The following is a 20,299-nucleotide window of genomic DNA, read 5'->3' as shown; positions in this document are numbered from 1 at the left end:
CCATGGCGAAGATCACCATTCCGAATCTGATGCAGAAGAAGGCCGACCGCGAGCCCATCGCGATGGTCACCGCCTACGACTACCCGGGCGCGCGCATGGCCGAGCGCGCGGGCGTCGACATGGTGCTCGTCGGCGACTCGGGCGCGCAGGTCGTGCTCGGCTACTCGTCGACCGTCGAGGTCACCGTCGACGAGATGCTCGTGCTCGCGCGCGCCGTGCACCGCGGCATCGAGAGCGCCTTCATCGTGTGCGACGTGCCGTTCGGGTCGACCGAGCAGTCGGATGCCCAGGCCGTCGCGACCGCGATGCGCTTCGCGAAGGAGGCGGGGGCCGACAGCATCAAGATCGAGGGCGGCGGGGCGCCGCAGCTCAGCCGGATCCGCGCGATCGTCGCGGCCGGCATCCCGGTCGTCGGCCACGTCGGCCTCACGCCGCAGACCGCGACCGCGCTCGGCGGGCTGCGCGCCCAGGGCCGTACGGTCGCCAGCGCCGAACGCATCGTGCGCGAGGCGCTCGCGGTGCAGGAGGCGGGGGCGTTCTGCATCGTCGTCGAGGCCGTACCCGCCGAGATCACGGCGGTGCTGAGCGACGTGCTCGACATCCCGATCATCGGCATCGGCGCCGGCCCGACCGACGGCCAGGTGCTCGTGCTGCACGACCTCGTCGGTCTCACCGAGGGCAAGGGCGCGAAGTTCGTGAAGCGCTTCGGCACCGTCGGCGACGACATGACCGCCGCGATCGCCGCCTATGTCGCCGAGGTGCGTTCGGGCGCGTTCCCGGCCGATGCGCACCAGTACGCCGCGGCCGCCGACGCGGTCGAGGCGGCGCGCAGCATGGCGGCTCAGCTCGGCGAGGGCTGACCCCGGCGGGCAGCCCCATCGGTTCGGAACGGCCGGCCGTGCCGGCCGCCGAGCCCGGCTCAGGCGCCGAGCTCGGCGACCCGGTCGAGGCCCCAGCGCAGGTCGCGCATGAGGTCATCGGCCGATTCGAGCCCGATCGAGAGGCGCAAGAGGCCCGGCGTGATGCCGAGCTTCTCGTTGAGCTCGGGGCTGAACGAGGCGTGCGTCGACGTGCCGGGGTGCAGCACCATCGAGCGGGTGTCGCCGATCCCTGTCATGCGCGAGAAGATGCGCAGCCCGTTCACGAAGGCGCGCGCCCCGTCGATGCCGCCGCGCACGGTCACGCCGAACACCGAGCCGGTCTTGCCGTAGCCCGCGGCGTCGGCGCCGTAGTCGCGCACGGCGAGATCGTGGAGCGGGCTCGAGGGCAGGCCGGCGTAGTCGACCGATTCGACCTCGGGCTGCGTCTCGAGCCACGCGGCGATCGCGATCGACGAGGCGACGTGCCGCTCCACGCGCAGCGACAGCGTCTCCATGCCCTGGTGCAGCAGAAACCCGTTGAAGGGCGACAGCGACGGGCCGATGTCGTTCACGACCGACTCGCGCACGGCGCGGGCGTAGGCGGCGCGGCCGAAGCGTTCGAGCATCGGGGCGACGCCCGCGCGGCTCGACTGCGTGATGAGCGGGAACGAGCGCCCGGCCGCCTCGGCTGCGGCCCAGTCGAAGTTGCCGCCGTCGACGACGGCGCCGCCGACCGCAGCCCCGTGGCCGGTGAGGAACTTGGTCGTCGAGTGCACGACGATGTTGCAGCCGTGCTCGAACGGGCGGATCAGCGCCGGCGTGCCGACGGTGTTGTCGACGACGACCGGCAGGTGGTACCGCGCCGCGACCTCAGCGATGCGGCGCAGGTCGGTGATGTCGTTGCGGGGGTTCGGGATGGTCTCGGTGAAGATCGCCTTCGTGTTCGGGCGGATGGCCCGCTCCCATGCTTCGTCGTCATCGGCATCCCACACATAATCGGTCTCGATGCCGAAGCGGGCGAAGCTGCGGCCGAAGAGGATGCGGGTGCCGCCGTAGATCGAACCGGTCGAGACGATATGGTCGCCGCTGCGGGCGAGCGTGAAGAGCGCGGCAGAGATGGCGGCCTGCCCGCTCGAGACCGCGACCGAGACCTCGCCGCCCTCGAGCGAGGCGAGGCGGTCTTCGGCGACCCAGTTGGTGGGGTTGCCCTGGCGGGAGTAGATCGGCGATTTCTCGCTCGGCGAGAACGCTTCGGCGCCGTGCTCCTCGGCGAACCCGGCCTCCTCGGGCTGCCAGTGGATGCTGCCGTTGAAGCGGTTCACCTGATCGTCGAAGTCGTCGAAGAGGTAGCCCGCCGAGAGCGCGAGGGGCGGCACGCGCAGCCCGTGGTTCTTGTCGGGGTACTCGCCGGCGTGCACCTGGCGGGTGTCGAAGTCGAAGCCGTCCCAGTCGTAGATGGGATCGATGGCGTCCGCGGTCATGCCGGGTTCTCCTGCGAGTCGATGGTCGGTGGGACTGGGGAAACGGGGGTCGATGTCTGCGTCGATGCCGGCGGGGCCTGCGCCGGCGGGGCGCCCTCGGCGGCCCGCAGCACCGCGGCGACGCGGCGCACCGCCTCGCGCAGGGTCGCGGGCGCGCAGGCGAGGTTGACGCGTACGTGCCCGGCGCCCTCGCCGCCGAAATGCAGGCCGTCGCCGAACGCGACGCGGCCCTCGTCGAGGATGCGCTCGTACGCGCGCTCGCCGAGCGCCGTGCCGCGGAAGTCGAGCCAGGCGAGGTAGCCCGCCGCCGGCTTCGTGCGCCGCACGCCGGGCAGATGCTCGGCGACGAGCTCGCCGAGCAGGGCGTCGTTCCGCTCGATCTGCGCGATGGCGCGGTCGAGCCAGTCGCGGCCGTCGGCGAACGCCGAGACGTTCGCGTGCAGGCCGAGGATGCTCGCGCGGGTCACGGTCTCGGGCGGCAGCCGCTTCAGCCCCTCGTTCGCGCGCTCATCGGCGGCGACGATGACCGAGCACTTGCCGCCCGCGAGGTTCCACCCCTTGCTCGCCGACGTCACGGTCACCGAGAGCGCGCCTGCGGCGGCGGCGATGGGGGCGAACGGTACGAACGTCTCGCCCGCATGGGTGAGGGGTGCGTGGATCTCGTCGGAGACGACGAGCACGTCGTAGCGGGCGGCGAGGCGGGCGAGCTCGGCGAGTTCGTCGCGGGTGTGCACGGTGCCGTGCGGGTTGTGGGGGTTGCACAGGATCAGCGCGTCGATGCCGGCACCGGAGCCGGATCCGGAGCCGGTGCCGGAGGCGAGGCCGGTGCCGAGGCCGGAGCCCGCGAACTCGCGCTCGAGCGCGGCGAGGTCGAGTCGGGCCGGGGCGATGGCGCCCGCGGGGAGCCCCGCGGCGACCGCAGCAGGTCCGGCCCCCGCATCATTCCCCACCGCCGCATCCTCGCGCAGCGGCACCTCGACCACGTCGAACGGCACTTCTTCGAGCATCTCGAAGAATCCGGGGTAGGTCGGCACGGGCACCGCGATGCGGCCGCCCTCCGGCCGCAGCACGCGCAGCGCCTCGACGACGCCGGTGGCGACGTCGGTCGCGAGGTGCACATGGTCGTGCGGCACGGTCCACGCCCAGCGATCCCTGCAGAAATCGGCGAACGCCGCGGCGAGCGGGCCGGGGCCGTCGAGATAGCCGGTGTCCGAGGCCTCGATGCGCTCGACGAGCGTGCGCCTGATCACGGGGGCGACCGCGAAATCCATCTCGGCGACGAAGAGCGGCAGCACGTCGGCGGCGAAGCGCGTCCACTTGAGGCTCGTGCGCCGGGTGCGCAGCAGAGCCGGGTCGAGGTCGTCGAAGGGCACCCCGCTCGGGTCGAGACAGTCGTCGTGGTCGCTCATTCCCCCATGCTCTCGCGGGGCTGCCCGCTCCGCGAGCGGGGGAGTAAGACGGCGTCACACTTCGTTGAACACCTCAATCGTCGCCCGGCGAGGGCTCGCGCCGCCGCGGACCGGCCCGCGTCGGCAGTGAACGCGTCAGCCCTGCCCGCGATTGCGCCGGCGTACCCCGCGCGGGGGTTTGCCGCCCGCGAACGACGCCGCCGAATCGACGATGAAGCCCTGCCGCAAGAGCTCGCGCCCGATGAGCATGCGGAACACCATCTCGTCGCGATCGGTGAGCGTGAGCTCGGCGTGCACCTCGCGGCCCGCGAGCTGCACGTCGGCGAGCACCACCGGGCGCTCCTGCGCGTGCCCCGACGAGCTGCGCACGACGCGCCGATCGTGCACGGGCAGCTCGACGACCGTCGCGTCGGCCTCCGACTCCTGCCAGGGATGCACCGTGAATCGCACCCACGACGCGCCGTCGCGCTCGAACTCCGCGATGTCGGTCGCGTGCAGCGCAGAGGTCTGCGCACCCGTGTCGATCTTTGCCTTGATCCACGGCACGCCGAGACCCGGGAGACGCACCCATTCACGCCACCCCGTGAGAGTGCTTGAATGGTGTGACACAGTCATGCACCTATCTTGGCAGGTATCCCACGTGAAACTCGCGATTCTCTCGCGCGCCCCACAGGCGTACTCCACGCAGCGCCTCATGACGGCCGCCCTCGACCGCGGCCATAAGGCCCGCGTGCTCAACACCCTCCGCTTCTCGATCGACCTCGCGGGCGAGGAGCCCGATCTCGCCTACCGCGGCAAGCAGTTGAGCGATTACGACGCGATTCTGCCGCGCATCGGCAACTCCATCACCTACTTCGGCACGGCCGTGGTGCGCCAGTTCGAGCAGATGGACGTGTACACGCCGAACACGGCTAACGGCATCTCGAACGCCCGCGACAAGCTGCGCGCCATCCAGATCCTCTCGCGCCACAGCATCGACATGCCGGCGACCGCGTTCGTGCGCAACCGCGCCGACGTCAGGCCCGCGATCGAGAGCGTCGGCGGGGCGCCCGTCGTCATCAAGCTGCTCGAGGGCACGCAGGGCATCGGCGTCATCCTCGCGCCGCAGGTGAAGGTCGCCGAGGCGATCATCGAGACGCTGCACTCGACGCGGCAGAACGTGCTCATCCAGCGCTTCGTCGCCGAGAGCCGCGGGCGCGACGTGCGCGCGCTCGTCGTGGGCGACCGCGTGGTGGCGGCGATGCGGCGCATCGCGTCAGGCGACGAGTTCCGTTCGAACGTGCACCGCGGCGGCACCGTCGAGGCCGTGCAGCTCGACCCGGTGTACGAGCAGACCGCGGTGCGCGCGGCGCAGATCATGGGCCTGCGCGTCGCGGGCGTCGACATGCTCGAGGGCGACGAGGGCCCGCTCGTGATGGAGGTCAACTCGTCGCCCGGCCTGCAGGGCATCGAGGCGGCGACCGGGCTCGATGTCGCGGGCGCGATCATCGACTACATCTCGAACCAGGTGAACTTCCCCGAGATCGACGTGCGCCAGCGGCTATCGGTGTCGACCGGGTACGGCGTGGCCGAACTGACGATGCATGCGGGCTCCGAGCACGTCGGCAAGGCGCTCGGCGACCTGGGGCTGTGGGATCGCGACATCACCGTGCTCACGCTGCACCGCGGCGTGCAGGTCATCCCGAATCCGCGCAAGCACGTCGTGCTCGAGCCCGAAGACCGGCTGCTGTGCTTCGGCAAGCTCGAGGAGATGCGCGGCATGATTCCCGAGAAGCGGCGCAAGCGGGCGCGGGTGCGCAAGCTCCCGCGGGCGGCCCAGGAGCTCGCCGAGGGCTGAAGGGTTTCCTGCTTGCCGCCGGCCCGCCCGTCTTCGGGCCGACCGCGCCTTCCCCCGGCCCAATCCGCTCCGGTGCCCGATTAGGTGCGCAATCCGGCTCGGATTCAGCACAATTTCGTGCACACGGGGTGCACACGGGGTGCTCACCAGGGATCACCGCCGACCCGAATACGCCCGACCGTGGGGCTCGGGCGCTCGACGTCGGGGATGCACGACACGGCGTGCGAACGCTTCCAGGCCCGTCGGCCGGGTTTCCGGTGAGCGACGAGATCGTTCTGCGCTGAAGTGCTGGCCGGCGGTAACGGTGCAAGAGCGACCCTGCGCCCCGAAGCCGTTGGCGGCGTCCTCTACCACGGTCTCAAGGCCGATCGCATCACCCGCTCCATCCGAAGCTGCGGAACCGACTGAGCAACCGTTCACGCAGCTCAGCGCGCCGGATATAGAGCAGCTCGCTCGTCACGCGGAACACTTCCCACCCGTGCTCGCGGTAGTCGTGGTACTTCTCGATATCTCGATTCCACTGCCGCGCTTCGACCCGGTGATGATCGCCCTCGTACTCGATGGCGAAACGGTACTCGGGGTACGCGAACTCGCTGGCGCCCAGCAGGCGGCCGCTCGGGCTCGTCACGTCGTAGTCGAGCCGCGGTTCCGGCAGGCCCCAATCGAGCAGCAGGAGCCGTATGAGGCTTTCCGGCGGCGACGCCGAGTGCGGTGAGAGCAGGGCCAGCATCTGCCGCAGCGCGGGCCCGCCCGGGCGGCGAGGCATCGCGGCCAGGCGTTCGAGCTCCGCTATCTCGGCGTGCGGCGGCCGCTCGAGCCGTGCGGTGCCGGGGATGCGCGCTTCGCGAATGACGGCATCGCCGAGGGCGACCGCGTCGCCGCGACCGAGCTTCGGGGCGAGCATCGCTCAGGTCGACGCGGGGTCGGTCACGCGCAGTGCGCCGCGAGCGACGACGGTGACGTGCGCCGCCTGGACGACCTGCATCGCGAAGCCCCGCGAGTCGAGGCGCTTCGCGCGGGTATGGCAGCCGAGGTCGATGCCGCCGAGGGCGAGCGCGAGGTTCGCGACGACTGCGGGCTCGCGCCCGGCGGGCCCGGCCTGCGGTAGTGCACGGGGCGCCGGAACGGGGAGCCGATGGATCGCGGCCGCAGTGCGCCCGGCAAAGAACACTCCGCCCGGCAGTAAGGGCCCGATGAGCTTCGCGACTGCGCGCTGGTACTGGCGCCACCGTTCGGCCGGATGCCCGGTCGCGGCATCACCGGGCCAGAGCGGCAGCGGAGCGCGCGCATAGTAGCCGGGTGCGAGACGCACGACGTCGACCGCGTTCAGCCTCCGCGATCCGAGGCCGAGCGCCCGTGCCTCGGCGGCGGTGAATGCGGCCCCGAGCGTACGAGGCAGAGGGTCGAGATGCCGGGCCATGCGGCCAGCTTGGCCGGGCCGGCCGGCTCACGCACCCGGTACTCGAGCGAAATGAATAACTTCTGCGCTTTCGCCCTATTCGGCGGCCTGTGGAGGAAGGTCGCCAAGCGCGAATGCCCGATCTGATGCACAATTCGGCACCGATTCCGCACTATTTCCCGCACCCGCACCCGCACCCGCAGCCGCAGCCGCACCCGCAGCCGCACCCGCAGCCGCACCCGAAGCCGCACCCGAAGCCGCACGGCCCCAAGCCCCACCCGCACCCGCACCCGCGGCCGAAGGCCCGACATGCCTACCGCGTCGCGGTCAGCTGAAACTCCACATACCCTGTCGGTTCGACCTTCACGAACCCGAGCGACGGCGCGTCGACCCCGAAGTCGGCGAACGCGACGGGGATGGTCCCCGCGATCTGCGCGGTCTTCCCGTCGCTGCGCACCGACACGTCGGCGGTGACCGAGTGCGTGACGCCGGCGATGGTGAGGTCGCCGGTGGCCTGTGCTTCGGCTGTCGCGCCCGAGGCGGGCAGCTCACCGAACGCGACGGGCGACGTCAGCACGAAGGTGGCGGTCGGGTACTCGTCGGCGCGCAGGGCGCGGTCGCGGAAGTAGGCGTCGCGCGACGAGCTGCCGGTCTCGATCGAGGCGACGTCGACGGTGAGCGCGGCTGCCTCGAGCGCGGTGCCGGTGGGGTTGATGGTGAGGGTGCCGGAGACATCGGGGGTGCGTCCGGTCACGGTGACGCCCGCGCCGTTGAGCACTTCGTCGACGCGGTACCCGGCCTCCGATCCGCTGCCGATGGTCCACGCACCGGCGAGCGCGGCGGCGTCGAGCGGCGCTCCCGAGGGCGACATCGCATCGGTGGAGTCGGGTGACTGCGGTGCCTCGCCGAGCAGGTCCGAGTTCGAGCCGAGCGTGGGGGCGTGCGCGGCGGGCGGGGCGATGAAGTCGCGGTAGACGATCGGGCCGATCGTGGCGGCGACGACGGTGACCGCGAGCACGCCGGTTCCGACGCCGATGAGAATCTTCTGCGATCTCTGCACTGCCTCCCCCTCTCCGGCCGTTTCGCATGAACTGTGCGCTCGTGAGGCGAACGCGCACGTTCACTCTCGCAGGGCAACCGATGAAGAAGCCCGGAGCCAGCCTGAAGCCCGCTGAGTTTCATAAGAACGGGCATCGCCAGGGATCGCCGAGCGCGCCCGCCAGAAGTTCGATAGGCCTGTAGCGCGCCGGCCCGGCTCAGAGCTCGGCGAGCAGCGTCTTCCAGTGCGCGCGCCAGGTCTCGATGAGGTCGCCGTCGGCGAGTTCGGTGTGGTTCACCGCGAGGATGGTGCGGTCGTCCCCTTTCGGGGTTGCCGAGATCTCGACGCGGCCCGCGCCGTCGAGGTCGAAGCGGCGGAAGCTGCGCTTCTCCGTGCGCGAGAACCGCGGTTCGCCCGAGGCGTGCCCGAGGTGTTCGGAGAGGGCGCCGTGGGCGGCGCCCCAGGCCTCGATCGCGGCGTCGCGGTCGAGGGGCAGGGTGCGGCTGACGCTCACGCGGAAGGTGCCGGTCGACGACTGGCCGGGCACCCGCATGCCGGCGTGGTGCTCGTAGGCGATGGCTGCGCCCTGCGCCCACCAGTCGGGGTTCTGCAGCGAGTCGGGCATCGCGGCCCGGGCGATGCGGGCGATCTCGGGGTGTTCGAGGGTCTTCGCGTTCGCGGCTTCGAAGAGGTCGACCCATTCGGCCCAGCTCTTGCCGCTCGCGCGCTCGAGGGCGGGGAGGTTGCTGGCGCGCGTGCGGTTGCCCGCGTCGGATGCTGCATTGCTCATGCTGGCAGTCTATGGCGGGCCTGCGACACGAGACAGTGCGAGACGCGAGCGGCGGCGCGGAGGGGTGGCGGCGCATCAATAGAGTAGAAGCATGAACGCAGGCAACGCGAGCACCGAAGCGAGCACCGAAGCGAGTACCGCGACTCCCACGCACCGCGAGACCCGCCGTTACGTCGAGCACGTCTCGTCGCAGCATCGTTCGGCGGGTCTCGACGGCAGCGCCGGCAGCGACGCCGCGGCGGGCATTGACGACGAGACGGGCCCGCACATCGACGCGGCCGAGATCGCGGGGGTGCGCGAGGCGCAGGAGTACCGGGTCGACCTCGAGCGCATCCGCTTCTCGTCGTTCTTCGCGAGGCTCTCCGATGTGACGCAGGTGGTGCCGCAGTCGGGCGTCGGCCCGGTGATGCACAACCGCCTCACTCACTCGCTCAAGGTGAGCGCGGTGGCGCGCGTCATCGCGGCGCAGCTGGCCGGCCGAGAGGCCCGGCACGAGGCCTTCGAACGCGGGCAGCGCGCCGAGGATGACGCGGTGGGCGCGGTCGTTGCGCGTCTCGGCGGGTGCGATACGGTCGTCGCGCAGGCGGCGGCGCACGCGCACGATCTGGGGCATCCGCCGTTCGGGCATCTGGGGGAGCGCGTGCTCGATCGGGTGGCGCGCGAGCGGCTCGGCCTCGCCGAGGGGTTCGAGGGCAACGCGCAGAGCTTCCGCATTCTGACGCAGCTCGACACGCTCGGCCGCGATTTCCCGGGCCTGAATCTGACGGCGGCGACGCGGGCCGCGACGCTGAAGTATCCGTGGACGCGCGCCGATTGGCTCGGCGAGGCGAGCGGGCGGGTGTCCGAGAGCGAGCGCCCGCGCGGGGTCGGTCGCGCCGAGGCCGAGGGTGCCGAGAAGTTCTCGGTGTACTCGCTCGATGTCGCCGAGATGGATCAGGCGCTCGCCGCTTTCCCGACGGTGGGCCGCGGTTTCCAGACCATCGAGTGCGCGGTCATGGATCTCGCCGATGACATCGCGTACGCCGTGCACGATCTCGACGATTTCGCGCGGGCCGGGGTGCTGCAGCAGGCGGCGATCTCGGCCGAGTTCCGGGCCTGGCTGAGGGATTCGGGCGAGCTCGCGGCCGAGCCGCTGGGTGAGCTCGCGGGGGCGTGGCGCCGGCCGGGCCGGTCGCTCGAGCTCTTGTGGCGGCGGCTGCAGCGCAAGGATGCGTGGATCGCCGACCGCGATGCCTTCCAGGAGGCGGTGCACCGGGTGAGCACCGACATCGACGAGTCGCTGCTCGCCGCACCGTACGACGGCGGTATCGAGAGCGAGCGGGCCGTGTCGACGTTCACCCGCAGCTGGATCGAGCACCTGCGCACGTCGATCGTGGTCGAGGAGCACCCGCACGTGCGCGGCGGCTACGTGCATCTCGACCGGCGGGCGTGGCACGAGGTGATGGTGCTGAAGTTCGTGCACGCGCATTTCGTGCTCGAGCGGCCCGAACTGGGGCAGTCGCAGCGCGGCATGGGGCGCGTGGTCGAGGAGCTCGTGCTCGGCTTCGACGAGTGGTTGAGCGATGCCGACGATGCCGGTCGGGCACCGCGGCGCTTGCTCGAGTGGGTCGACGAGGCGACCGATGCCGGTTTCGCGCTCTTCCGCAGCCGCCCCGAGATCATCATGGGCGACACGAGCGATGCGGGCCTGCGCCGTCAGGGGCGTGCGCGGGCGATTCTCGACTACGTGTCGTCGCTGAGCGACCAGCAAGCGGTCACCACGCATCGCGCCCTCACCAGCGTCGAGGGGTGAGCCCGGACCGCGCTGGCGCTACTCCGCCGCTGAGCGGCGCTCCCGCTCCTCCGCGAGGCGCCCGAGCGCGCTCGGGCCGAAGCCGTGCAGCGGCAGCAGTTCGGCGAGGTCGTCGGGCAGGGTGTCGAGCGTCGTGTATCCGGCGTCGATGAGCGCGCCCGTCGCGGGGCGGCCGATCTTCACGCCGTCGAATACGGGGCCGCGGTCGTCCATGCCCACGATGATAGCCGCCGGCGGCACCGGCAGACCCGGCAGACCCGACAGCGGCACCGTCTGCCGCTACGGCAGCACCTCGAATTCGCGCCCCGCATCCCACGGCACCGACCAGCCGAGCCGGTCGAACATGGTCGCGAGCAGTATGCCCGTGAAGCCCCACAGCACGCGGCCGCCGAAGCGTTCGTGCAGCGCGAAGGCAGGGCCGCGGTGGGTGTAGCCGCCGCGCCTGAGCACTGACGACCCGCGGCTGGCGGGGTCGAGCAGTTCGGCGACGGGGGTGCGGAAGACGTCGACCGATTCCGAGTGGTCGGCGGCGACCTCGCTGGGCGAGCGCCACCAGCCGACGACGGGGGTGACGAGGTTGTTGCTGACAGGGATCAGCACTTCCGGCAGCCTGCCGAGCACCTCGACGCCGTCGGGGTCGAGGCCGGTCTCCTCCTGCGCCTCGCGCAGCGCGGTGCGGTCGGGGGAGTCGTCTGCGGGTTCGGCGCCGCCGCCGGGGAAGGCGATCTGGCCGGGGTGGTGGCGCATGCCGTCGGCGCGGCGGGTGAGCAGCACGTCGAGTTCGGCGGGCACGGGGAGGTCGGGCGCCCGGGGCGCCGCGGATGCGGAGGTCGCCTCTGGATCCGCGAGCCGGCCCGAGGGCTGCGCGATCGTGCGGTCGAGCGCCCCGAAGAGGATGAGCACCGACGAGTGCCGGGCCGGTCGGTCGGCGAGCGGCCCCTGCGGTTCGATGTCGTAGGGGCGCGGGTCGCGCAGCAGCTCGCGCAGGTCTCGCTGCACGTCGTCGATGCTGCGGGTCATGCCCGCCAGCCTAGCGAATCCGACTGTCAGCCCTCGACGAGCAGTTCGTGAATGCCCTCGGGTACGCGCTGCGAGCGCGACCACGGTTCGCGGTCGCGGCGTGCGACGCGCTTGACGCGGTCGGTCTCCTCCGTGCGCACGCGGGTGAGCACGGCGATGACGGCGGCGCGCTCTTCGGGGCGCACCTGGCGGGTGACGAAGCGGATGTCGTCGCCGCTGAGCGCGGCGTCGGCGTCGCCCTGCTCCTCGCGCCGTGCGGCATCACGGGCCGCCGCGTCGGGCGGCAGTGGGGTGTCCATCGTCTCTGCCTCCTTACAGCGGGATGTTGCCGTGCTTCTTCGCCGGCAGCTCGTCGCGCTTGCCGCGCAGGCCGCGCAGGGCCTTGATCACGGCGAGGCGGGTGCCGGCGGGCTCGAGCACGTTGTCGAGCTCGCCGCGCTCGGCGGCCAGGAAGGGGGAGGTGACGTCGGCGGCGTACTTCGCGGTGAGCTCGGCGCGCAGCGCCTCGACGTCCTCGCCGCGCTCGGCGGCCGCGGCCAGCTCCTTGCGGTAGAGGATGTTGACGGCGCCCGAGCCGCCCATGACGGCGATCTCGGCGGTGGGCCATGCGATGTTGAAGTCGGCGCCCATCTGCTTCGAGCCCATCACGATGTACGCGCCGCCGTAGGCCTTGCGGGTGATGATGGTGACGAGCGGCACGGTCGCTTCGGCGTAGGCGAAGAGCAGCTTCGCGCCGCGGCGGATGACGCCCTGCAGCTCCTGGTCGGTGCCGGGCAGGTAGCCGGGCACATCGACGAGGGTGAGGATCGGGATCGAGAACGCGTCGCAGAAGCGCACGAAGCGTGCGGCCTTCTCGCTCGCATCGATGTTCAGGGTGCCCGCCATCTGCGCGGGCTGATTCGCGACGATGCCGACGGTGCGGCCCTCGACGCGGCCGAAGCCGATGAGGATGTTGGGGGCGAACAGGGGCTGCACTTCGAGGAAGTCGCCGCCGTCGAGAATCGCCTCGATGACCACCTGCATGTCGTAGGGCTGGTTCGGGCTGTCGGGGATGATGCTGTTGAGCGCGCGGTCGGCCGCGGTGATCTCGAGCGCCGTGTCGGTGTCGTAGATCGGGGCCTCTGCCAGATTGTTGTCGGGCAGGTAGCTGATGAGCGCGCGGGCGTAGTCGAGGGCGTCGTGCTCGTCGCTCGCGAGGTAGTGCGAGACGCCGCTCGTCTTGTTGTGGGTGAGCGCGCCGCCGAGCTCTTCGAAGCCGACGTCTTCGCCGGTGACGGTCTTGATGACGTCGGGGCCGGTGACGAACATGTGGCTCGTCTTGTCGACCATGATGACGAAGTCGGTGAGGGCGGGGGAGTACACGGCGCCGCCGGCCGACGGGCCCATGACGATCGAGATCTGGGGGATGACGCCCGAGCACGCCGTGTTGAGACGGAAGATGTTCGCGTACTTCGAGAGCGAGACGACGCCCTCCTGGATGCGCGCTCCGCCCGAGTCGAGGATGCCGATGCAGGGCGCGCCGGTCTTCAGCGCGAACTCCATCGCCTTGACGATCTTCTCGCCGGCGACCTCGCCGAGCGAACCGCCGAAGGTGGTGAAGTCCTGCGAGTAGACGACGACCTGCCGGCCGTGGATCATGCCGGCGCCGGTGACGACGGAGTCGCCGAAGGGGCGGCTGTTCTCCATGCCGAAGCCGTGGGTGCGGTGCTTCACGTACTTGTCGAACTCGACGAACGAGCCCGGGTCGAGCAGCTGGGCGATGCGCTCGCGTGCGGTCATCTTGCCGCGCGCGTGCTGCTTGGCCGCGGCGGCGGCATCGCGGTCGCCCACGGCCTCCTGGTACTTGCGGCGGTGGTCGGCGATACGGCTCGCAGTGGTTGCAAGCGGGGCGTTGTCTCCAGTCACGCAGCCAAGCCTAGCGCGGGCCGTATGCCTGACGCGCAACAACTTCTCCAACTGATCCCGAAATCCTTAGTCGAAAGCCTACGAAGGCGCTCCGTGGGCGATAACGTGTGGGCATGGAGTTGCCGCGTACCCGGGATGTGCTGCCGCAGGTGATCTGGCGCGAGAGCTCGCCTTCGACGAACGCCGAGCTGCGCGATCTCGCGCTCGATCGGGCGGGGGGCGCCGAGCCACTGCCGCACGGCACGCTGCTCGCGACGACCGAGCAGACGGCGGGCCGCGGCCGCCTCGGGCGCGGATGGGTGACGCCGCCCGACATGGCGGTCGCGGCATCGCTGCTCGTGCGCGGGTTCGGGCAGGGCCACGGTGCGGGCCAGGGATCGGGCCTCGGCCCCGGCTGGCTGCCGCTCATCGCGGGGGCCGCGATGACGGCTGCGCTGCAACCGTATTTCGGCGACGGGATGCGGGTCGGGCTGAAGTGGCCGAATGACGTGCACGTGCGCGATGAAGACGATGCGATGGCGGGGCGGCCGGGGTTGAAGCTCGTCGGCATCCTCTGCGAGATGCTGCCCGACGGGGCGATCGTCGTCGGCACCGGTGTCAACCTGCTGCTGCCCGAATGGGAGCTGCCGACCGAACGCGCCACGTCGCTGCTCGCGGCCGGCGCCGACGTCGACGGCGCCGAGTCGCTGCACGATGCGGCCGGGCAGCGCCTGCTCGACGACGTGCTCGCCGACTACGCGACCGATCTGCTGCGGCTCATCGAGCTCGCGGGCACGAACCCGGGCGCCGTGCGCTCGCGGGTCGCACGCACCTCGGTGACGCTCGGAGCCGAAGTGCGGGTGCACTTGCCGGCCGGCGAGGTCGTCGACGGGCGGGCGCGATCCCTCGCCCCAGACGGTTCGCTCGTGGTCGACCTGCCGACGGGCGGCGAGCTCACGGTCGCGGCGGGCGACGTCGAGCACCTGCGCTGACCGACCGGCGGGCGGCGCCCCGCTACTTGAAGATGATGGTGCGGTGACCGTCGGCGAGGATGCGGTTCTCGGCGAACCAGTTCACCGCGCGGCGCAGCACCCGCGCCTCCTCGTCCTGCCCCAGCTGCACGAGCTGGCGGGGCGAGTACGAGTGGTCGACGCGCACGACGTCCTGCTCGATGATCGGGCCCTCGTCGAGGTCGGTGGTGACGAAATGCGCCGTCGCGCCGATGAGCTTGACGCCGCGCTCGTGCGCCTGCTTGTAGGGGTTGGCGCCCTTGAAACCGGGCAGGAAGGAGTGGTGGATGTTGATGGCCCGGCCCTCGAGCGCCGCGCACAGCCCGGGCGAGAGGATCTGCATGTAGCGGGCGAGCACGACGAGCTCGATGTCGTGCTCGTCGATCGCCTCGAGCACGCGGGCCTCGAAGGCGGCCTTGTCGGCCGGCTCGGCGATGGCGCGGTGCTCGAACGGCACGTCGTAGAACGCGGCGAGGTCGCGCACGGTCTCGTGGTTCGACAGCACGAGCGGCACCTCGATCGGCAGTTGGCCGGCGCGCTGGCGGTAGAGCAGGTCGTTGACGCAGTGCGTGGCGGTCGAAGCGAGAATGAGGGTGCGCACCGGGCGGCCGACGCGGTCGAGGCGCCAGGTCATGCCGTAGCGTTCGGTGACCGGGGCGAGGGCGGCGGTGAAGCGCTCGTCGAAGGTGCCGATGTCGGTGAGCGCCTCGATCTGCAGGCGCATGAAGAAGCTCGCGGTGTCCTGGCTCGAGAACTGCTGGCTCTCGGCGATGTTGCCGCCGGCCTCGACGATCGCGCCGCTGATGGCGTGCACGATACCCGGCCCGTCGATGCATGAGAGGGTCAGAACCCATTGGGCGCAGGTGTTGGTCGTCTCGATCGTGCTCACGAGGCACAAGGCTAGTAGATCGCGGCGCGTCGGGTGAGACGCGGCCTCTGCGATTACAGTCGAACCATGGCGACACCTGCAGCACCGATGGCGGCCCCCGAATGGGCGCCGCCGCGAAAACGCGCGAAGAAGCCCAAGGCCAAGGGCGTCGGGGTGCTCTGGAGGTCGTGGCTGTGGGTGTCGTGGTTCATCTTCCCGGCCGCGTTCCTGTTCCGCTCATTCGCGGGCGTCGGCGGCTGGGAGTCGCTCTTCGCGGTACTCTTCTCGCCCCTGATCGTGCCGGGGGTCGGGCTGCTCGGCGCCGTGCCCCGCTTCGTGCTGAAGCATCGCGGGTTCCGCAGCATCCCGGTCTCCGTCGGCGTCACGATCGTCACGAGTTGCTGGGGCCTCGTGATGATCTGCCTCTCGATGCCCGGCGCTACGGACGCGGCGCCGATCGAATCGGTCGTGCGCGCGACGTTCGGCTTCGTGTCGCAGCGCGCCGAGGAGACGCTGCTCGGCATCTCGTTCATCGTGTGGGTGGGTGCCTACCTCGCGGCGCTCGTGCTGGTGTTCGTGCTGCGCCCCGCACCGCCGGCGCTGGCGGGCGCGGTAGAAGCGGCCGTACCGCAGCAGTTCGGCGCTGCAGGGATCGCTGCTCCCGACGCCGAGCCCGCGCCTGCGGCCGCGCATCGCGCTCGCCGCAGCAACATCGCAGCGCTCATCGCGGTGTGCGTCGTGCCCGCGATGCTGATCGGCGGGGCGGTCGCGGCCGATTACGTCTCGATGAACGGCGAGCGCGACTTCGGCGGTCAGAAGGAGATCGAGGTGGCGGGGCTTTCGCTCGACCAGCAGCGCGACCGACACGAGGCGCAATGGCGCGAGGCGCAGGAGGCGCTCGCGCCGCTGCGCACCGAGATCTCGCCCACCGGCTGGCGGGTGCTCGGCGGCGCCGGCATCGACTACGACGAGTACAGCTACTCCGACACCTTCAACTACCAGGTCGACGTCGTCTGGGGTCGGGCTCTGGCGGGCGACCCCGAGTCGGTCGCGAAGTCCGCGCGCAAGTCCGCCGAACAGCAGGGGTGGATGCTGCGCGAGATCGACGACGGCCCCACCTACACGGCGAGGCCCGGCGAGCCCGGCATCTTCTGGGAAGACGAGAACGGCGAGGTCGAGTCGGTGCGCTACGAGTTCGAGAACGAGCGGGGCTACCGCCTCTCGATGACGGCGGCGCGGCCCGATACTCCAGCGCCGGGCGACGAAACGGCAGACCCCGAGTTCGACCTCGACACCGACCAGCCCGCCATCCCTGAGGCGACCCTGGCGCTCTTCCTCTCGAGCGGCGACTACTGGCAGAGCCGCGGCGGCATCTTCGACTGGTTCGACGTCGAGCGCACCGGCGTGAGCCTGCCGAAGACCTATGCGAGCGACCAGTGGCCGACCCTCATGGAGCTGGCGTCTGAACCCTCGAGCTCCTGAGACTCGAAGCGAGACGCTGCGGGAGCGGGATCGAGGGCCCGAATGCGACGACGACCGGTTGCTGGCTATCGCCTCGGCGTTGTTGGTAGCTTCGAGGGGAGAGGTACGGGCCGCACCGTCGCGGCACGCGCCTCTCAAGGTGTGACCCGACTTCACCCGCCCGACGGAGGCCTCGCAGAGACGCGCGGCCAATGAGAGGAAGAACAGTTCTATGAGTCCCGTCATTCTCATGTTCATCGGTCTCGCGATCTTCGTGTTCGGATACCTCGTCTATTCGAAGTATCTGGCGAAACGCGTCTACCGGTTGGACGACGATTTCGAAACCCCGGCGCACGAGCTCAACGACGGCGTCGACTACGTACCTACCAACAAGTTCATCCTGTGGGGCCACCACTTCACCTCGGTCGCGGGAGCCGCACCGATCGTGGGCCCCGCGATCGCCGTCATCTGGGGCTGGCTGCCGGCCTTCCTCTGGGTGACGATCGGCACGGTGTTCTTCGCCGGCATGCACGACTTCGGCGCGCTCTGGGCCTCGGCCCGCAACAAGGGGCGCTCGATCGGCGCACTGTCCGAGCGGTACATCGGCAAGCGCGGCGCGAACCTGTTCCTCGTCGTGATCTTCCTGCTGCTGCTCATGGTGATCGCCGCGTTCGCGGTCGTCATCAAGAACCTGCTCATCAGCACCCCGACCGCGGTCATCCCGACCTGGGGCGCGATCATCGTCGCGCTGCTCGTCGGCGTGGCCGTGTACCGTCTGCGCTGGCCGCTCATCCCGGTCACCATCGTCGGCGTGACGGCGCTGTACGCGCTCATCGTGCTCGGCGACCAGGTGCCGGTCGTGCTGCCCGAGTCGGTGCTCGGCATGAGCCCGGCGACGTTCTGGATCGTCGCGCTGTTCGTCTACGGCGCGATCGCCTCGCTGCTGCCGGTGTGGGTGCTGCTGCAGCCGCGCGACTACATCAACGGCGTGCAGCTGTTCGTCGGTCTCGCACTGCTCTACGGCGCGGTGCTCATCGGCTCGCTGTTCGTGGGCAACTCGCACACCATCGTGGCGCCCATGATCAACAACGCGGTGCCCGACGGCACCCCGAGCATGGTGCCGCTGCTCTTCGTCACGATCGCGTGCGGCGCGATCTCGGGCTTCCACGGCATGGTGTCGTCGGGCACGAGCTCGAAGCAGCTCGATAAAGAGACCGATGCGCGTTTCGTCGGCTACTTCGGCGCCGTCGGCGAGGGCCTGCTCTCGCTCGGCACGATCCTCGCCGTCATCGCCGGCTTCCGCACCGTGGCCGAGTGGGACGAGGTCTACAACGCGTTCGGCGCGGGCGGCGTGAACGCCTTCGTCGAGGGCGGCGGCATGCTCATGCAAGACGGCATCGGCCTGCCCGCATCGCTCAGCGCGACCGTGCTCGCGACGATGGCGGTGCTGTTCGCGGCGACGACCATGGACACCGGCATGCGTCTGCTCCGCTTCGTGGTGCAGGAGATCGGCGAGACCATGAAGGTGCGCATCACGAAGGTGCCGGCCACCCTCATCGTCGTGATCGTCGGTCTCGGCCTCACCTTTTCCCAGGGCCTCGGCGGCGACGGCGGCCTGCGCATCTGGCCGCTGTTCGGCACGACGAACCAGCTCATGGCATCGCTCACGCTGTCGATCATCGCGGTGATCCTCATCCGCAAGCGCCGCAGCCCGCTGCCGGCGCTCGTGCCGCTCGTGTTCGTGTTCGTCACCTCGTTCTGGGCCGCGATCGACCAGCTCGCGTCGTTCGCGAACCCCGAGAACCCCGACTGGCTGCTCTTCGTGCTCGACGCCATCATCATCGTGGCGAGCATCTGGGTCGCCGTCGAGGCGGTGCTCGCGATGCGCCGCGCGGCGAACGAGCCGCCCGAGGCGTTCGACGCCGACGTGAAGCTCGAGGCCGTACGCGAAGAGGTCTGACGCATGGCAAGCGCACCGCGCCCGCCGCACCACGATGGCGGGCGCGGCACCCGGCGCCGGGGGAGCGAACTCTCCCGGCGCTGGGCCGCGCTGCGCGACGGCCTGCAGGAGTACTATGCGGGCCCCTACCGGCAGGCGATCGCGCGCGACAAGCGCGACGAGGACGACTTCTTCACCCTCGCCGTGCTCGGCGAGGCGCTCGGCGTGCCCGACCCGGCCGCGTACTACACGGTCGAGCTCATGCCGAGCCTCTACGACGACTTCCATCAGTGGCATCGCCGCATGGGCATGCCCCGAAGCCCTTTGGATCACGTGTCATGCTGCTAGACGCCACGCTCCTCGAGACCGTGCGCGCGCGCCGCGTGCTCTTCGTCGGCGGCAAGGGCGGGGTCGGCAAGACCTCGGTGTCGTCGGCGGTCGCGCTCGCCCGCGCCCGCGAGGGCTCCCGGGTGCTCGTCGTGTCGACCGACCCGGCGCACAATCTCGGCCACCTCTGGGGGTGTCGGGTCGGCGACTCGCCGGCGCGACTCGCGACCACGGAGGGCGGCGGCCGCGTCGACGGCATCGAGATCGACCCGCAGCGCACCGTCGACGCGCACCTGCGGGCGGTCGCCGAGACCATGCGCCGCATGCTGCCCGAGCGCATGCACGCGCACGCCGAACGCCACCTCGCGCTCGCCCGCGAAGCACCCGGCAGCCACGAGGCCGCCGTGCTCGAACGCGTCGCCGACGCGGTCGCGCTCGGGCTCGAGGGCTACGACCTTGTCGTGTTCGACACCGCCCCGTCGGGGCACACCCTCCGGCTCATGCGCCTGCCCGAACAGCTCACGGGATGGACGGAGACGCTCCTGTCGAATCGCGACCGCTCCGAGCGCTACGCCTCGGCAATGCGCGGTCTCGCGAGTAGCCGCCAGCGCACCCCCGACGAGAGCGCCGACGCCGAACTCAGGCGCGTGCTCATCGCGCGCCGCGAACGGTTCGCGAGACTGCGCACCACGATCGAGGACGCGTCGCTCACCGGCTTCGTCATCGTCAGCATCGCCGAACCCATGCCCGTCTCTGAGACCCTCGAACTCGCGGCCGCGCTCGACGGCATCGGCGTCGACCTCGCCGCCCTCGTCGTGAACCGCGTCTCGCCCGACGACGCCGGCCCCCTGCTCGCTGCTCGCCGCGCGCTCGAGAACGAGCAGCTCGATCGCCTCGCCCGCGAGCTGCCCCGCGCCCCGCGCGTACTCGTGCCGCTCATCGGCGGTGCTCTGGTGGGCGAGTCGGCGCTCGGGGCGCTCGCCGCCGAGTTCGGGGCCCCGGCCGAGGCCCGCTGACGGACGGTGCGGAGAAAATCCGTGCGCCTCGCAGGCGGGGCTTGCTAGGCTGGTGGGCGTCGTGACTGGCGTGCAGATGGGCGACCATCGGGGAGCGACGATTCGAACATAGGCCGCTCGCCTGGGCCGCAGGAACAGACCTGCGTGCGCAGGAGGAACGAGGAGTC

Annotated in this window: 20 protein-coding genes and 1 riboswitch; of the genes, 8 read left to right on the top strand and 12 right to left on the bottom strand. The window is 70.9% G+C overall.

Annotated elements, in window-relative coordinates:
- Positions 1–2: 2 nt before the first annotated feature.
- Entirely contained in the window at positions 3–860 is an 858-nt protein-coding gene (gene panB / locus ACUYTF_RS02825) for a 3-methyl-2-oxobutanoate hydroxymethyltransferase (RefSeq protein WP_434140869.1), read from the top strand.
- A gap of 59 nt (positions 861–919) precedes the next feature.
- Here panB and ACUYTF_RS02820 read toward each other — a convergent pair whose 3' ends face one another.
- The 3 genes from ACUYTF_RS02820 to ACUYTF_RS02810 form a co-directional block, all read right to left on the bottom strand.
- Positions 920–2,341 carry an aminotransferase class I/II-fold pyridoxal phosphate-dependent enzyme gene (locus tag ACUYTF_RS02820; RefSeq protein ID WP_434140871.1) on the bottom strand — a complete coding sequence of 474 codons (1,422 nt, stop codon included), beginning with the start codon at positions 2,339–2,341 and terminating at the stop codon, positions 920–922.
- Positions 2,338–3,750, bottom strand: a complete 1,413-nt coding sequence (locus tag ACUYTF_RS02815) for an aminotransferase class I/II-fold pyridoxal phosphate-dependent enzyme (protein WP_434140872.1) — start codon at positions 3,748–3,750, stop codon at positions 2,338–2,340. The genes ACUYTF_RS02820 and ACUYTF_RS02815 overlap by 4 nt, the downstream gene beginning before the upstream one ends.
- Before the next feature lie 135 nt (positions 3,751–3,885).
- Positions 3,886–4,365: a putative ATP-dependent zinc protease gene (locus ACUYTF_RS02810; protein WP_434140874.1), complete on the bottom strand. Its 480-nt coding sequence runs from the start codon at positions 4,363–4,365 to the stop codon at positions 3,886–3,888.
- Positions 4,366–4,390: 25 nt separating this feature from the next.
- On the opposite strand from ACUYTF_RS02810, the gene ACUYTF_RS02805 reads away from it, so the two are divergent.
- Positions 4,391–5,587, top strand: a complete 1,197-nt coding sequence (locus ACUYTF_RS02805; protein ID WP_434140876.1) for a RimK family alpha-L-glutamate ligase — start codon at positions 4,391–4,393, stop codon at positions 5,585–5,587.
- Between the two features lie 373 nt (positions 5,588–5,960).
- Here the strand turns inward: ACUYTF_RS02805 and ACUYTF_RS02800 are convergent, their stop codons facing one another.
- The 4 genes from ACUYTF_RS02800 to ACUYTF_RS02785 form a co-directional block, all read right to left on the bottom strand.
- Positions 5,961–6,491: a hypothetical protein gene (locus tag ACUYTF_RS02800; protein WP_449279310.1), complete on the bottom strand. Its 531-nt coding sequence runs from the start codon at positions 6,489–6,491 to the stop codon at positions 5,961–5,963.
- Between the two features lie 3 nt (positions 6,492–6,494).
- The gene (locus tag ACUYTF_RS02795; protein ID WP_449279309.1) at positions 6,495–7,007 is read right to left on the bottom strand and encodes a hypothetical protein; all 513 of its coding nucleotides are present in this window, start codon (positions 7,005–7,007) and stop codon (positions 6,495–6,497) included.
- Between the two features lie 292 nt (positions 7,008–7,299).
- The gene (locus ACUYTF_RS02790) at positions 7,300–8,046 is read right to left on the bottom strand and encodes a YceI family protein (RefSeq protein WP_434140878.1); all 747 of its coding nucleotides are present in this window, start codon (positions 8,044–8,046) and stop codon (positions 7,300–7,302) included.
- Between the two features lie 196 nt (positions 8,047–8,242).
- The gene (locus tag ACUYTF_RS02785) at positions 8,243–8,815 is read right to left on the bottom strand and encodes a hypothetical protein (RefSeq protein WP_434140879.1); all 573 of its coding nucleotides are present in this window, start codon (positions 8,813–8,815) and stop codon (positions 8,243–8,245) included.
- A 91-nt stretch (positions 8,816–8,906) separates the two neighbouring features.
- Here ACUYTF_RS02785 and ACUYTF_RS02780 point away from each other — a divergent pair, with 91 nt between their 5' ends.
- Complete coding sequence (locus tag ACUYTF_RS02780) at positions 8,907–10,607, top strand: deoxyguanosinetriphosphate triphosphohydrolase family protein (RefSeq protein ID WP_434140880.1); 1,701 nt, start codon at positions 8,907–8,909, stop codon at positions 10,605–10,607.
- 18 nt (positions 10,608–10,625) lie between these two features.
- On the opposite strand, the gene ACUYTF_RS02775 is transcribed toward ACUYTF_RS02780, so the two are convergent.
- The 4 genes from ACUYTF_RS02775 to ACUYTF_RS02760 all read right to left on the bottom strand — a co-directional run bounded on the left by ACUYTF_RS02775 (position 10,626) and on the right by ACUYTF_RS02760 (position 13,532).
- Complete coding sequence (locus ACUYTF_RS02775; RefSeq protein ID WP_434140881.1) at positions 10,626–10,820, bottom strand: helix-hairpin-helix domain-containing protein; 195 nt, start codon at positions 10,818–10,820, stop codon at positions 10,626–10,628.
- A gap of 66 nt (positions 10,821–10,886) precedes the next feature.
- The gene (locus ACUYTF_RS02770) at positions 10,887–11,627 is read right to left on the bottom strand and encodes an NUDIX domain-containing protein (protein ID WP_434140883.1); all 741 of its coding nucleotides are present in this window, start codon (positions 11,625–11,627) and stop codon (positions 10,887–10,889) included.
- A 26-nt stretch (positions 11,628–11,653) separates the two neighbouring features.
- Positions 11,654–11,926 (bottom strand): hypothetical protein, encoded by a 273-nt coding sequence (locus tag ACUYTF_RS02765; RefSeq protein WP_434140884.1) that lies wholly within the window; start codon positions 11,924–11,926, stop codon positions 11,654–11,656.
- Between the two features lie 13 nt (positions 11,927–11,939).
- Entirely contained in the window at positions 11,940–13,532 is a 1,593-nt protein-coding gene (locus ACUYTF_RS02760; protein ID WP_434140885.1) for a carboxyl transferase domain-containing protein, read from the bottom strand.
- Positions 13,533–13,645: 113 nt separating this feature from the next.
- Between ACUYTF_RS02760 and ACUYTF_RS02755 the strand changes: the two genes are divergently transcribed.
- Positions 13,646–14,503, top strand: a complete 858-nt coding sequence (locus ACUYTF_RS02755) for a biotin--[acetyl-CoA-carboxylase] ligase (RefSeq protein ID WP_434140886.1) — start codon at positions 13,646–13,648, stop codon at positions 14,501–14,503.
- A gap of 22 nt (positions 14,504–14,525) precedes the next feature.
- Here the strand turns inward: ACUYTF_RS02755 and purU are convergent, their stop codons facing one another.
- Complete coding sequence (purU, locus tag ACUYTF_RS02750; RefSeq protein ID WP_434140888.1) at positions 14,526–15,410, bottom strand: formyltetrahydrofolate deformylase; 885 nt, start codon at positions 15,408–15,410, stop codon at positions 14,526–14,528.
- Between the two features lie 66 nt (positions 15,411–15,476).
- On the opposite strand from purU, the gene ACUYTF_RS02745 reads away from it, so the two are divergent.
- The 4 genes from ACUYTF_RS02745 to ACUYTF_RS02730 all read left to right on the top strand — a co-directional run bounded on the left by ACUYTF_RS02745 (position 15,477) and on the right by ACUYTF_RS02730 (position 20,132).
- Positions 15,477–16,871, top strand: coding sequence for a hypothetical protein (locus tag ACUYTF_RS02745; protein ID WP_434140889.1), 1,395 nt, complete (start codon positions 15,477–15,479; stop codon positions 16,869–16,871).
- Positions 16,872–17,082: 211 nt separating this feature from the next.
- Entirely contained in the window at positions 17,083–18,810 is a 1,728-nt protein-coding gene (locus tag ACUYTF_RS02740) for a carbon starvation CstA family protein (protein ID WP_434140890.1), read from the top strand.
- Between the two features lie 3 nt (positions 18,811–18,813).
- Positions 18,814–19,137 (top strand): cory-CC-star protein, encoded by a 324-nt coding sequence (locus tag ACUYTF_RS02735; protein ID WP_434140892.1) that lies wholly within the window; start codon positions 18,814–18,816, stop codon positions 19,135–19,137.
- The gene (locus ACUYTF_RS02730) at positions 19,128–20,132 is read left to right on the top strand and encodes a TRC40/GET3/ArsA family transport-energizing ATPase (RefSeq protein ID WP_434140893.1); all 1,005 of its coding nucleotides are present in this window, start codon (positions 19,128–19,130) and stop codon (positions 20,130–20,132) included. The genes ACUYTF_RS02735 and ACUYTF_RS02730 overlap by 10 nt, the downstream gene beginning before the upstream one ends.
- 51 nt (positions 20,133–20,183) lie before the next feature.
- Positions 20,184–20,266: riboswitch (ZMP/ZTP riboswitch) on the top strand.
- Positions 20,267–20,299 lie beyond the last annotated feature (33 nt).

This window comes from Leucobacter sp. GX0328, from assembly GCF_053567315.1.
The sequence above is the reverse complement of the archived record's forward strand: the minus strand, read 5'-3'. Positions and strand labels throughout refer to the sequence as shown.